Here is an 11912-nt window from a genome sequence, read left to right on the forward strand (position 1 = left end):
GCTGCCCGGGAATTGATCGAGGTCGAGCGCATGGCACGAGATGCAAAGACAGCTCGGCTCCGGGAGCAGCGACTGAAGGCTGAAATCGCTTTTCCGGAGGCTTCGGCTGCAGAGCCGACGCCAGCACGGAAGAATCGCAAGACAGCGAAGGCCCGATAGCTCTCTCGTCGAACGGCTCTTCTCATCCGTTCGGACGTTGCGGGTCTTCACGGACACGTCAATCTTGAAGCTGGCGGGGCTTGCCCCCAACCTGGACTCTCTTCCGATGCCCGCTGGTTCCGGCTAGCGGGCTTTTTTGTTTTCCGATCTGCTTCAAAATGAAACATCCGGCCTCCCTCTGCGTTCAACTCCAAAGGAGCTGCCTTATGGTTGGCGAGGACGAGCGCAAGGCAGAGCCGGACAGTGGGTCTGCCGTCCAGCTTCTTGCCCGGCGATTGGCCGAGCAAACAGGTATCTCGGAGCCTGATGCTCGGCTTCTGATCGAACTGATCGGCACCAACTGGAATTCACTGGTATTTCAGGCCCGGTTGATGAAATCGCGGCGCTGACACCCGGTGCCGAACGGACACGCTTGACGTGGCCGGCGTCCCTTGGGGGCGTTGGGGTAGATTGCCTAGTAGAGACACCGGCCGAGCGGATTGGGGTCCGCCGCAAGAGACAATTTCAGCAAGAGCTTCCATTCGGCAACCAGGATCGCGGAGCACGCTAAACAATTCGTTGATCAACGGCTTGCTCGATGTCCGGAGGAGATCACGAAACCGAAATCGCTGTTCTAAAAGGGACGTTGCGGGCCGCCAAAAAACTAATCGGGCTCGGAAGGGGCCATGGCTACCGAGACCGATGCACCCTAGGCGCGGGCTCGTGCGATACTGTTTCGACGTCTACCGTGACTAGGCCGGCTCCTTCGATCCGGACCGTCACCTTGCCGTCCTCGTCATCGACCCGAGTGACAAAGCCGGTGATCTCGACCTTCTGGCCGACCCTTGTTCTCTTAGGTGTGTCCATCGAAAAGGGAAAGCTGTAAGACGGTATGCTCACGCTCGACATGCCGTTGTCCAGCACCTTCAGGATTGTCACGGTGAGCGTGACTTCATCGCCGATCTTCACAGTCATGGCCTAGGGCTCCACTTCCAACTTCATCATTCCCAACTAAACATTCCATTTTGCTAAAATGTTCCGGAACTGAATCTGCGCTTCGGATTTGAGTCTCGTCTGTGGCGTTGGGGTTTTCAGTATGCGTAACGGTTCCGGCGAAGGCCGGTTGCAGTTCATCGAACCGCTCATGCCAACCTTGGTCGACAAGCCTCCGGAAGGCGACGGCTGGAGCCATGAGGTCAAGTTCGACGGCTACCGCTCACAGATCATCATAGACGCCGGCGGCGTTCGCATCTTCACCCGGCGCGGGCTGGACTGGACCGCGAAATACCGGGATCTCGCTGCGGCCGCCAAGACGCTGGACGTCGAGAACGCAATCATCGACGGCGAGATCGTAGTCCTCAATGAGGCCGGCCTGTCGGATTACGCGGAACTGCGCAAGGCGATCACCCGGCGACAGCACGACCTCTATTTCGTCGCCTTCGATCTCTTGCACCTCAACGGTCAGGATATGCGTGACATGGCGCTCGAGGAGCGTCGCGAAATCCTCGCTGCCATTATCCCTCCAGACATCCGCATCCAGTTCAGCCAGGATCTTCCGGGCGACGCCAAGGCGATCTTTCACCTGGTCGACCAGGCCGGACTTGAGGGCATGGTTTCTAAGCGGCGGGACAGCAAATATCGCAGCGGCCTGTCGACCAACTGGCTGAAGGCGAAATGCTTCGCCGTTGGCGAGTTCGAACTGCTGGGCGTCGAGCGCGAGGCCGGCAAGCCGGCATTCGCCCTGATGGGCGAGATAGGCACGCGCAAATATATTGGATCGGCCTTCATCAATCCTAGCCGGGCGATCCGCGAGCGCCTATGGAAGCGCGTCCAGGAGCACGCCGGGCCGGCGCCGAAGAGCATGAAGCGGCCGGCGACGCAATGGGTCAAGCCAGGGCTGATCGGCCGCGTCAAGCACCTGCGCGGCGAGGAAGACCTCTTCAGCCTCACGCCAGCACCGCCGCCATTCGATCCCAAAATCAGCGCTGTTGCGGCCTGAAAGCAGGAATGCCAACAAAGCCCGGCTGCTTCGGTGGCCGGGTTTTTCACGTTTCTGTTACCCTTTTCGTTACCCGAAGCCGAAAACTTTTTCAGCTGATGCGTAATTAAATTCAGGTAGGTTATTGATTTGACTGGTGCCCCCGGACGGAATCGAACCGCCGACCTTCGGTTTACAAAACCGCTGCTCTACCAGCTGAGCTACAAGGGCACGGCGCTCCGGTTAGCATATTTGTTGCGCCAGTAAAGACAAAACTCTGTTTGCCCGTGAGCGCGCGCCGGAGCTTCCGGCGCGGGCATCCTGAAAACGGCCAATTCGCCTCCTATATTGACCGAAGGTGCAATTGCATAGGCGAGGGTGTCGTATGATCAGACTTGTCGTCATTGCCCTGGTCGTCGTCGTGGCCTGGATTCTTCTGGTGAAGCTCATCAAGCAAGTGAAGAGCGCCAACGTTGACTGGACCGGAATCACCACCATCATCGGCTTCATCGCGCTCGCCTTCTGGCTGCGCCACATTATCGGCATGGGCTGAGGCCCTCCGCCGGCGGACTATCGACCGGCGCTCTTCGCGGTCGTAATTGCGCGCCTGACAATCAGACCGGCCGCTTTTTCGCTTTCGAAAAAATCCAAAAAATCATCGAACTTTTTTCCTTGCTGCAACGACTGATCGTCAAGAGGCGGATGGATCGCCTCTCGCAACGCAGCAAGGAGATCGTCATGTTCAAGCGCACCATCGTTTCCAGCCTCATCGCCACGACTGTCACCGCCGCCATGCTGGCCGGCACCGTTCAGTCTTCGGCCGCCCATCACAAGCACCATCACAACAAGCACCTTGGCATCGGCATCGCCGCCGGCGTCGGCGGCTTCCTGCTCGGCAGCGCGCTGGCCCAGCCGCGCACCGTCTATATCCACGAGAACGGCGGCTCATGGCACGTCCGGCGCTGCCTCAACCGCTATCACAGTTACGATCCGTACTCGGATACCTATGTCGGCTACGACGGCTACCGTCACCGCTGCCGGCTTTGAATGGACCGTTTCAGACAACCGGAAGAAGGGGCACTCCACGGCCCCTTTTTCTTGTCTGGAGGGTTGCCCCGCTCGCGCTTACGGCGTCGGGCGCTCAGGCCGGCCTGATTCCGCCGATCATCTTCGTCACCGCCGCCGCTGCATCATGCACCAGCGGGCCGATCTCGGCCAGCCGCTCCGGCGTCACCCGCACCGTCGGCCCCGAAACCGATACGCCGCCGATGGGCTCGCCGAACTCATTGAAGATGGCGGCGGCCACGCAGCGCATGCCGGGGTGCCGCTCCTCGTCGTCGACCGACCAGCCGCGCAGCTTGATCGTCACCAGGTCGCGGGCCAGCGCCGAGATGTCGGACAGCGTCTTTTCGGTGAAGCGCTCCAGCCCGGCCCGGCGCAGGATGGCGCCGACGCGCTCCGGATCGAGATGCGCCAGCACCGCCTTGCCGATGCCCGACGCATGGAAGGAACTGCGCGTGCCCGGACGGAAAAAGGCGCGGATCGCCTGATGTGTCTCGACCTGGCTGACGAAAACGACGCAATCGTCCTCGGCGACGCCGAGATTGGCGGTCTCGCCGGTCTTCTCCATCAGTTCCTGCATGACGGTGCGGGCGCGGTCGACCAGCTTGCGGCGGCGCAGGAACGCCGCGCCCATGCGATAAGTCTCGACGCCGATCGACCAGAGTTGGTCGGTGCTGTCGAATTCGACCATGCCGTGGTTTTCCAGCGTCGTCAGCATGCGGTAGACGGTGGATGCCGCAAGGTCGCTCTGCGCGGCGATCTCGCTCAGCGACAGGCCGCTGCCTTCGGCAACGATGGCCAGAATGCGCAGCGCCCGGTCGAGCGACTGCACCGAAGCGGAGTCGGACGGACCGTGGAAGGCACGCGGACGTCCGCGCTGGCGTTTTTCGGTGGTTTCCATGGCGGTCAATTCTTGCCGATTTCGTCAAATGCGCAATGAAAAAGTTTTTCACTGGTCTGCCGAGCCGAACCTATGGAAAACGGAACATTCAATAAAATCAGTAGCTAACCGTCACTTCTTAGAAATGAAAAAATATTTTGAAAAGATTGAAAAATAGTCGGCGCACTGGCATTATCGGCCATCAACAAATTCCGTGGAGGCGGACATGGCCAGGATGCGCGCAGTCGACGCAGCGGTTCTCGTTCTCGAAAAGGAAGGCGTCTCCTGTGCCTTCGGTGTGCCGGGCGCAGCAATCAACCCGTTCTATTCAGCGCTGAAGGCGAGGGACACCATCCGCCATATTCTGGCGCGTCATGTCGAGGCGGCTTCGCACATGGCCGAAGGCTATACCCGCGCTAGATCAGGCAATATCGGTCTGTGCATCGGCACTTCCGGTCCGGCCGGCACAGACATGATCACTGGCCTCTATTCGGCCGCGGCCGATTCCATACCGATCCTGTGCATCACCGGCCAGGCGCCGCGCGCGCGTCTCAACAAGGAGGATTTCCAGGCGGTCGACATTGCCGCCATCGCGGCCCCCGTCGCCAAATGGGCGGTCACCGTCATGGAGCCCTATCTGGTGCCGATGGCGCTGCAGAAGGCGTTCCACCTGATGCGCTCGTCGCGGCCGGGACCGGTCCTCATTGATCTGCCGGTCGACGTGCAACTGGCCGAGATCGAGTTCGACATCGATGCCTATGAGCCGCTGGTGCCGTTCAAGCCGGCAATGACGCGCGGCCAGGCCGAGAAAGCCTTGGCGATGCTCAAAGCGGCGGAAAAGCCTGTCATCGTCGCCGGCGGCGGCATCATCAACGCCGATGCTTCGGACCTGCTGATCGAGTTCGCCGAAGTCGCTGGCGTGCCTGTGATCCCGACGTTGATGGGCTGGGGCGCAATCCCCGACGACCACCGGCTGATGGCCGGCATGTGCGGGCTGCAGACGTCGCATCGCTACGGCAACGCAACGATGCTCGAGGCCGATTTCGTCTTCGGCATCGGCAATCGCTGGGCCAACCGCCACACTGGCTCGATCGACGTCTACACCAGGGGCAAAAAATTCATCCATGTCGACATCGAGCCGACCCAGATCGGCCGTGTCTTCGCGCCGGACCTCGGTGTCGTCTCGGATGCCGGCGCGGCACTGAAAATGCTGCTCGACGTCGCCACGGAATGGAAGACGGCGGGGAAATTGCGCGACTGGTCAGGCTGGGCCAGGGCATGCCAGGCCCGCAAGAAGACGATGAAGCGCAAGACGCATTTCGACCAGGTGCCGCTGAAACCGCAGCGCGTCTATGAGGAGATGAACAAGGCATTTGGCCGCGACACCACCTATGTCACCACGATCGGGCTTTCGCAGATCGCCGGCGCGCAGTTCCTGCACGTCTATAAGCCGCGCAACTGGATCAATTGCGGCCAGGCCGGCCCGCTCGGCTGGACGCTGCCGGCAGCACTCGGCGTTCGCGCCGCCGATCCGCACCGCAATATAGTGGCGCTGTCCGGCGACTATGATTTCCAGTTCATGATCGAGGAGCTGGCGGCCGGCGCGCAGCACAAATTGCCCTATATCCACGTCGTGGTGAACAATGCCTATCTCGGCCTGATCCGTCAGGCGCAGCGCGGCTTTTCGATGGATTTCGAGGTCAGCCTAGCCTTCGAGAACGTCAATCGGAAAGACGACCCTGAGGCTGGCTACGGCGTCGACCATGTCGCCGTCGCCGAGGCGATGGGCTGCAAGGCGGTCCGGGTGCGCAGGCCGGAGGAATTCGCCGGCGCCTTCAAGCAGGCGCAGCGCCTGATGAAGGAGCACCAGGTTCCCGTCGTGCTCGAATTTATCCTCGAACGCGTCACCAACATTTCGATGGGCACCGAAATCGACAAGATCACCGAATTCGAGGAGCTTGCCGAGAGCCACGAGGATGCCCCCACGGCGATCGTCATGCTTGATTAGACTCTACGGAGAAAAAAGAATGCCGCGTTTTTCAGCCAATCTTTCGATGCTCTTTGGCGAGCACGAGTTCCTCGACCGCTTCGAAGCCGCCGCCCGCGCCGGCTTTAGGGGTGTCGAATATATCGGGCCTTACGACCATGCGCCGGAGGTGGTTGCGGCGAGGTTGAAGAAGAACGGCCTGACGCAGGTGCTGTTCAACCTGCCAGCCGGCGACTGGGCCAAGGGCGAGCGCGGCATTGCCGTGTTGCCGGATCGTGTTCCCGAGTTCCGGCAAGGCGTCGCCAAGGCGATCACCTACGCGCATGCGCTGGGCTGCGAACAGGTCAACTGCCTCGCCGGCATTGCGACGCAGGGCGTCGACCGGAGCGTGCTGGAAGACGTCTTCGCCGAAAACCTGGCTTTCGCGGCGGAGAAGCTGGAGCAGGCCGGCATCAGGCTGTTGATCGAGCCGATCAACACGCTCGATGTTCCCGGCTTCTTCCTGAACTATTCGGATCAGGCTCTGGCGCTCATCGACCGCGTCGGCTCGAAGAACCTGTTCCTGCAATACGACATCTACCACATGCAGATCATGGAGGGGGATCTCGCCCGCACCATCGAGGCAAACCTCGACCGCATTGCGCATATCCAGCTTGCGGACAATCCCGGCCGTCATGAGCCGGGGACGGGCGAGATCAATTTTCCTTTTCTGTACAATCACATCGACCGCATCGGCTATACCGGTTGGATCGGAGCGGAGTACAAGCCGAAGGCCGGCACGGAAGCCGGACTGGGATGGTTCCGGGAGTTTGCCGGGCAGGGCAGTGCGGCGGCGTAGGGGCCAAGGATTATTGAAGTCGAGTTCCTTCGCGCCCCCCTCTGGCCTGCCGGCCATCTCCCCCACGGGTGGGGAGATCGGCAGCTCCGGCGCCGGCTTTTACTTTTCCAACCTCGAAAATTGGCGAAAGCGGCGGTGACATCCAATCTTCCTCCTTGTGGGGGAGATGGCCGGCAGGCCAGAGGGGGGCGTGAAGGAACGCGGCCTAACAAAGACGGAGAACAAAATGGACACCATCGGCTTCATCGGCCTCGGCATCATGGGCGCGCCGATGGCGGGGCATCTGCTCGACGCGGGCTACATCGTCGTCGCCAGCGATCACCGCTCGAAACCGCCGGCCGATCTCGTCGCCAAGGGTCTGAAGACCGTCTCCGGCCACCACGCCGTGGCCCAGGCCGCCGACATCATCATCACCATGGTGCCTGACACCCCGCAGGTGGCCGAAGTGCTGTTCGGGGAGAACGGCGTCGCGTCCGGCCTCACTAATGGCAAGCTGGTCATCGACATGAGCTCGATCTCGCCGATCGAGACCAAGGCTTTCGCAAAAAAGATCAACGATCTCGGTTGCGACTATCTCGATGCGCCGGTGTCGGGCGGCGAGGTCGGCGCCAAGGCCGCGTCGCTGACCATCATGGTCGGCGGCGAGGAAAAGGCCTTTGAACGCGCCAGGCCGGTGTTCGAAAAGATGGGCAAGAACATCACGCTGGTCGGGCTGAATGGCGTCGGCCAGATCACCAAGGTCGCCAACCAGATCGTCGTTGCGCTGACCATTGAAGCGGTCGCCGAAGCCCTTGTTTTCGCATCGAAAGCCGGCGCAGATCCGGCCAAGGTGCGGCAGGCGCTGATGGGCGGGCTGGCCGCCTCGCGCATTCTCGAAGTGCACGGCGAGCGCATGATCAAGCGCAGCTTCGCGCCGGGCTTCCGCATCGAACTGCACCAGAAGGATCTTAACCTGGCGCTGGAAGGGGCCAAAGCGCTCGGCGTTTCGCTGCCCAACACCTCGACGACGCAGCAATTGTTCAACTCCTGCGCGGCCAATGGCGGTGCCAAGGAGGATCACTCCGCGCTGGTCAGGGCGCTGGAGCGGATGGCGGGACATGGGCTAGGGGAGTAGGGCAGTAGGGGGAGGTCAAAATTCACGGCATCCGACAAACTGCACTTCCCTACTCCCTTACTGCCCTATTCCCCTACTGCCCTAAAAATTTCCTCGCTGCATAAAGGCTCACCGCCGCGGCGTTCGACACGTTGAGCGAGCGGATGGCGCCGGGCATATCGAGCCGGGCGAGCGTCGTCACCGTTTCGCGGGTCTTCTGGCGCAGGCCTTTGCCCTCGGCGCCCAGCACCAGCGCGATCTTTTCTCCCGAAAAACTCTTTTCGAGTTCCGCCGGTCCGTCGGAATCGAGGCCGATGGTCTGGAACCCGGCCTCGTGCAATTGCCCGATCGCCTCCGCGAGGTTTTTCACCTCGATCTGATCGATATGCTCCAGTGCGCCGGAGGCCGATTTCGCCAGAACGCCGGATTCATGCGGGCTGTGGCGCGCCGTGGTGATCAGCGCGCCGGCGCCGAAGGCGACCGCCGAGCGCAGGATCGCACCGACATTGTGCGGGTCGGTGATATGGTCGAGCACCAGCACCAGCGTCGTATCGCCGAGCGCATCGAGCCGCTTGGGTTTTAGCGGCTCGGCCTCAATCAGCGCGCCTTGATGGACGGCGTCGGAGCCGGTGACCTTGTCTATGTCTTTTGGCTCGACCAGTTCCGTCTTGAAGGGCAGGGCGGCGAGGTCGGCGATCGCCAGCCGCTCGGCGGCGTTGCGCGTTACCAGCATCTTCTTGATCCGCCGGCGCGGGTTGTCGAGCGCTGCTCGCACCGTGTGCAGGCCGTAAAGCCGCACCAGGCCGTCCGCTGCTGTCTCTGCTGGCGGCACCGGCTGGCGCGGCCTGAACGCCGGCGCGCCGCCACTCTTCTCGTCGCGATGCGCGCGGCGCAGCTTGGCGTAGTGGGTGTCTTTTGGGGTCTTGGGCTTGTTATCGTTGCTCATGGCCGGTTCTATAGCCGTGTCGTCCGCCTATGGATACAGCCGCAAAACCCTGCTCGTCGGGTCGTCAACAAATTCAGCGCGTTTTGCCGGGACGTTGCGGTTGACAGTTTTGGGCGCTGCCGCCATAAGGCGCTTCGCGAAGGGCTGCTCACGCGGTCGCGACGCGTCGATGCCTCGTTGCATGGCTCCGGCGGCAGACTGGAGAGGTGCCCGAGTGGTTAAAGGGGACGGACTGTAAATCCGTTGGCTATGCCTACGTTGGTTCAAATCCAACCCTCTCCACCACTGCCGGCCCGGAAGCCCTGAAACGCAAAGCATCGGACCGAAAAGTGCATAGCGGATTTCGGGCGAAATGCGCGGGTATAGCTCAGTGGTAGAGCAGCAGCCTTCCAAGCTGAATATGCGGGTTCGATTCCCGCTACCCGCTCCAGATTTCCACACGCAAGATCAAAGTGCCAGAACTCAAGGTGCTAGAGCATTGCGCGCCCGGTGGACGCGCAGGGCTCCAACTCGCTGGCTGTTGAACGCGGAAGCGATCTGATGCTGTTGCGGCACCTGTCCGTTCGGCGCAACTGATCGACGACGGGCCCGGCAAAGCCGCGGATAGTTGCTTGAGCAAGTCCTGCTCGTTCAGCCCTGTCCTTTGCGCGACCTCGCGAATGATCTGTGGGTCCAGCGCATTGCCCGGGTCGTTGGCCTGCCGTTCCATCTCCACAATGACGCATCCGGCCGAATTTCAAGCTGGTTGAGCTTTCTGTAATCATGAAATTTCAAGTTGTCTTGAGCTTTGCTTAATAATGTGGAAGTAATCGGTTGCGGGGAATGGAGAGGAAAATGTCAATATTAAGCTGGATCATCCTTGGCGCCATCGCCGGCTTTATAGGCAGCAAGATCGTCAACAAGAGCGGGCAGGGCCTTGTTCTTGATATCGTACTCGGGATTGTCGGCGCTGTTGTCGGCGGCCTGATCTTCAGCGCCTTCGGCGCGTCAGGCGTTACCGGCCTCAACATCTACAGCCTGATCGTCGCCGTGCTGGGATCGGTGGTCGTTCTGTGGGCCTATCACCAGTTCACCGGGAACCGGGCTCTTTAGAAATTAGAAGCCAGGCAGAGCTGTCGCTTCGGCAGCCTGCCTGACGGCAGCCACATCGCCAGGTTCTTATTCAGCACCTTCGGCGACATGCTCTTCATATTGGGGCAGGTCATCGGTGATTGTGAACCACTTCGCCTTGGAGCCGACAAAGATGTGCTGCGTCGGACGGATGGTCGGCTCGTCGACGAGGGTTCCCATGGCGACGTGCACGAAGGCGCCGTCGCGGACGACCGAATAGAGCAATGAGCCGCAGGTCTTGCAGTGCCTGTCATGGCCGGCCTCGTCGCCAAAGGTCAGGAGGTTGTCCTCGCCTTTGGTCAGGTTCAGTCTCTCACGCTGGATGCCGGCAAACGGCTTGAATGCTGAACCGGTGGTGCGCCGGCAGTTCGAGCAGTGGCAGTTGGCGGCGTAGATGAACTCGTCGGCCACCGCGTATTGCACGGCGCCGCACAGGCATTTTCCGGCAAGCATGCGGTTGCTGGCATTCTGGTTGCTTACGTTCAGGCTGCTTTCACTCTCTTGGCTTGTCACGGGTTTCTCCACTCAGCCGACCGTTCCTGGTGCAGTTTCGAGGCCTAGGCCACCACGATCAGACGGCGCCTGCGCTCGTCGAGCGACACGATGGTCAGCCCGCTGGCCACCACCAGCAGGATGCCGCCGATCGCCAGCGCGTTCGGCAATTGCTGGAACACCACCAGACCCGAAATGACCGCCCAGACGGTGAAGCAGTAATAGAACGGCGCCACCACGCCGGTCGGCCCGACGCGATAGGCCATGAAGATGAAGAAGTGGCCGAAGATCAGGAACAAGCCGGCCCCGGCCATCAGCAGCAAATGATGCGTCTCGGGCATCACCCAACGCTCGGACATCAGATGCGCAGCGCCTGAGCCGACCAGCACCACCACCACTGCGGAAATTGCGACGATCATTCCAGGCACATCGGCGGCAACCCGCCGTCCGGCGAGATCGCGCGCGGCGGCGAAAGCCGCGTTGCCGAGCGCCAGCAAGGCGTAGACCGAGATACCCTGCATGGTCGGCTGCGCCACCATCACCGCTCCGATGAAACCAAGCCCGATGAGCGCCGTGCGCAGCCCCCCGATGCGTTCCCGGAACAGGACCGAGGAGCCAATCAGCATGAGCAGGGGAGTGATCTGCCCCAAGGCGGTCGAATCGGCGATCTGCATGTTGGCGAGCGCCACGACGTAGCAAAGGATTGCCGCCAGCTCGAGCAGGTTTCTCTGTAACACTCTCCTGTCGAGGATCAGCCGGATCTGCTTGGCGTAACCTAACGAAAGCAGCAACGGGATGCCCCACAGCGTTGCCGCCGCCCCGCGCAGAAACAACACCTCATAGGGTGGCAGCCCCACCGTCGCCAGCTTCATCATGGTGTCGTTGACGACATAGGACCCGGTCGAGAGGATCATGAACAGCGGGCCGCGGATGGCGATCGGAATGAATTGCATCGGATCAGGAAATCAGACCGGCGCCACACCGGCAATGGGCCAGATCCGGCTGTAAATCCGGCACGGCGAACAGGCGGAAGCGGCGATATCCACCCGTTGAATCCGGATACCTGCGGAACCTATCTTCGGCCATTCCATTCCTTCTTGTTCGTTCCTATATCCGCGCCACATCCCCGAAAACCGGATCATGGGTTCAGACCGGGTGAGAAAGCCCCCGGCCACAAGGCACTTGTGTTTTTCGGCCGTTGTCGCTAAGCGCCCCGCATTCGACTGAACTGAAGGTCCAAGCCGTCCAAGGAAAGAGACTATGGCAAAAGGTAAATTCGAGCGTACAAAGCCTCATGTGAACATCGGCACGATTGGCCATGTCGATCATGGCAAGACGTCGCTGACGGCGGCGATCACCAAGTATTTTGGCGAATACAAGCGCTACGA

Annotated in this window: 14 protein-coding genes and 3 tRNA genes; 11 read left to right on the forward strand and 6 right to left on the reverse strand. The window is 61.1% G+C overall.

Annotation, left to right across the window (positions count from 1 at the left end):
• Positions 1 to 365: 365 nt before the first annotated feature.
• Complete coding sequence (locus tag EN807_RS20830) at positions 366 to 548, forward strand: hypothetical protein (protein WP_135936503.1); 183 nt, start codon at positions 366 to 368, stop codon at positions 546 to 548.
• Between the two features lie 280 nt (positions 549 to 828).
• Here the strand turns inward: EN807_RS20830 and EN807_RS20835 are convergent, their stop codons facing one another.
• Entirely contained in the window at positions 829 to 1113 is a 285-nt protein-coding gene (locus tag EN807_RS20835) for a hypothetical protein (protein ID WP_135936504.1), read from the reverse strand.
• A 121-nt stretch (positions 1114 to 1234) separates the two neighbouring features.
• Here EN807_RS20835 and EN807_RS20840 point away from each other — a divergent pair, with 121 nt between their 5' ends.
• Positions 1235 to 2137, forward strand: a complete 903-nt coding sequence (locus EN807_RS20840) for an ATP-dependent DNA ligase (protein WP_135936505.1) — start codon at positions 1235 to 1237, stop codon at positions 2135 to 2137.
• Positions 2138 to 2271: 134 nt separating this feature from the next.
• On the opposite strand, the gene EN807_RS20845 is transcribed toward EN807_RS20840, so the two are convergent.
• A tRNA-Thr gene (locus tag EN807_RS20845) sits at positions 2272 to 2347 on the reverse strand.
• Between the two features lie 154 nt (positions 2348 to 2501).
• Here EN807_RS20845 and EN807_RS35630 point away from each other — a divergent pair.
• Together EN807_RS35630 and EN807_RS20850 are read left to right on the forward strand one after the other, a co-directional pair.
• On the forward strand, positions 2502 to 2669 hold the full coding sequence (locus EN807_RS35630) for a hypothetical protein (RefSeq protein ID WP_189522527.1): 168 nt from the start codon (positions 2502 to 2504) through the stop codon (positions 2667 to 2669).
• A 185-nt stretch (positions 2670 to 2854) separates the two neighbouring features.
• Positions 2855 to 3163: a BA14K family protein gene (locus tag EN807_RS20850; protein WP_135936506.1), complete on the forward strand. Its 309-nt coding sequence runs from the start codon at positions 2855 to 2857 to the stop codon at positions 3161 to 3163.
• Between the two features lie 94 nt (positions 3164 to 3257).
• On the opposite strand, the gene bhcR is transcribed toward EN807_RS20850, so the two are convergent.
• Positions 3258 to 4079, reverse strand: a complete 822-nt coding sequence (gene bhcR / locus EN807_RS20855) for an HTH-type transcriptional regulator BhcR (RefSeq protein ID WP_135936507.1) — start codon at positions 4077 to 4079, stop codon at positions 3258 to 3260.
• Positions 4080 to 4284: 205 nt separating this feature from the next.
• On the opposite strand from bhcR, the gene gcl reads away from it, so the two are divergent.
• The 3 genes from gcl (at position 4285) to EN807_RS20875 (ending at position 7997) form a co-directional block, all read left to right on the forward strand.
• Entirely contained in the window at positions 4285 to 6066 is a 1782-nt protein-coding gene (gene gcl / locus EN807_RS20860) for a glyoxylate carboligase (protein ID WP_135936508.1), read from the forward strand.
• Positions 6067 to 6085: 19 nt separating this feature from the next.
• A complete protein-coding gene (gene hyi, locus EN807_RS20865; protein WP_135936509.1) occupies positions 6086 to 6883 on the forward strand; it encodes a hydroxypyruvate isomerase in 798 nt (265 codons plus the stop codon).
• A 226-nt stretch (positions 6884 to 7109) separates the two neighbouring features.
• Entirely contained in the window at positions 7110 to 7997 is an 888-nt protein-coding gene (locus tag EN807_RS20875) for a 2-hydroxy-3-oxopropionate reductase (RefSeq protein ID WP_189522528.1), read from the forward strand.
• A gap of 73 nt (positions 7998 to 8070) precedes the next feature.
• On the opposite strand, the gene EN807_RS20880 is transcribed toward EN807_RS20875, so the two are convergent.
• Positions 8071 to 8922 carry an RNA methyltransferase gene (locus EN807_RS20880; RefSeq protein ID WP_135936511.1) on the reverse strand — a complete coding sequence of 284 codons (852 nt, stop codon included), beginning with the start codon at positions 8920 to 8922 and terminating at the stop codon, positions 8071 to 8073.
• A gap of 200 nt (positions 8923 to 9122) precedes the next feature.
• On the opposite strand from EN807_RS20880, the gene EN807_RS20885 reads away from it, so the two are divergent.
• The 3 genes from EN807_RS20885 (at position 9123) to EN807_RS20900 (ending at position 10014) form a co-directional block, all read left to right on the forward strand.
• Positions 9123 to 9207 (forward strand) — tRNA-Tyr (locus EN807_RS20885).
• A 71-nt stretch (positions 9208 to 9278) separates the two neighbouring features.
• Positions 9279 to 9352: transfer RNA gene (locus EN807_RS20890), tRNA-Gly, on the forward strand.
• 404 nt (positions 9353 to 9756) lie between these two features.
• The gene (locus EN807_RS20900; RefSeq protein WP_065008269.1) at positions 9757 to 10014 is read left to right on the forward strand and encodes a GlsB/YeaQ/YmgE family stress response membrane protein; all 258 of its coding nucleotides are present in this window, start codon (positions 9757 to 9759) and stop codon (positions 10012 to 10014) included.
• A 66-nt stretch (positions 10015 to 10080) separates the two neighbouring features.
• Here the strand turns inward: EN807_RS20900 and EN807_RS20905 are convergent, their stop codons facing one another.
• Positions 10081 to 10485 (reverse strand): GFA family protein, encoded by a 405-nt coding sequence (locus tag EN807_RS20905; RefSeq protein ID WP_135936731.1) that lies wholly within the window; start codon positions 10483 to 10485, stop codon positions 10081 to 10083.
• Between the two features lie 104 nt (positions 10486 to 10589).
• The gene (locus EN807_RS20910; RefSeq protein ID WP_135936512.1) at positions 10590 to 11477 is read right to left on the reverse strand and encodes a DMT family transporter; all 888 of its coding nucleotides are present in this window, start codon (positions 11475 to 11477) and stop codon (positions 10590 to 10592) included.
• 307 nt (positions 11478 to 11784) lie between these two features.
• Here EN807_RS20910 and EN807_RS20915 point away from each other — a divergent pair.
• Positions 11785 to 11912, forward strand: a 128-nt coding sequence (locus EN807_RS20915) for a GTP-binding protein (protein ID WP_244571411.1), incomplete at its 3' end; no start/stop codon positions are given.

Source organism: Mesorhizobium sp. M5C.F.Ca.ET.164.01.1.1 (assembly GCF_004792125.1).
GTDB lineage: Bacteria > Pseudomonadota > Alphaproteobacteria > Rhizobiales > Rhizobiaceae > Mesorhizobium > Mesorhizobium wenxiniae.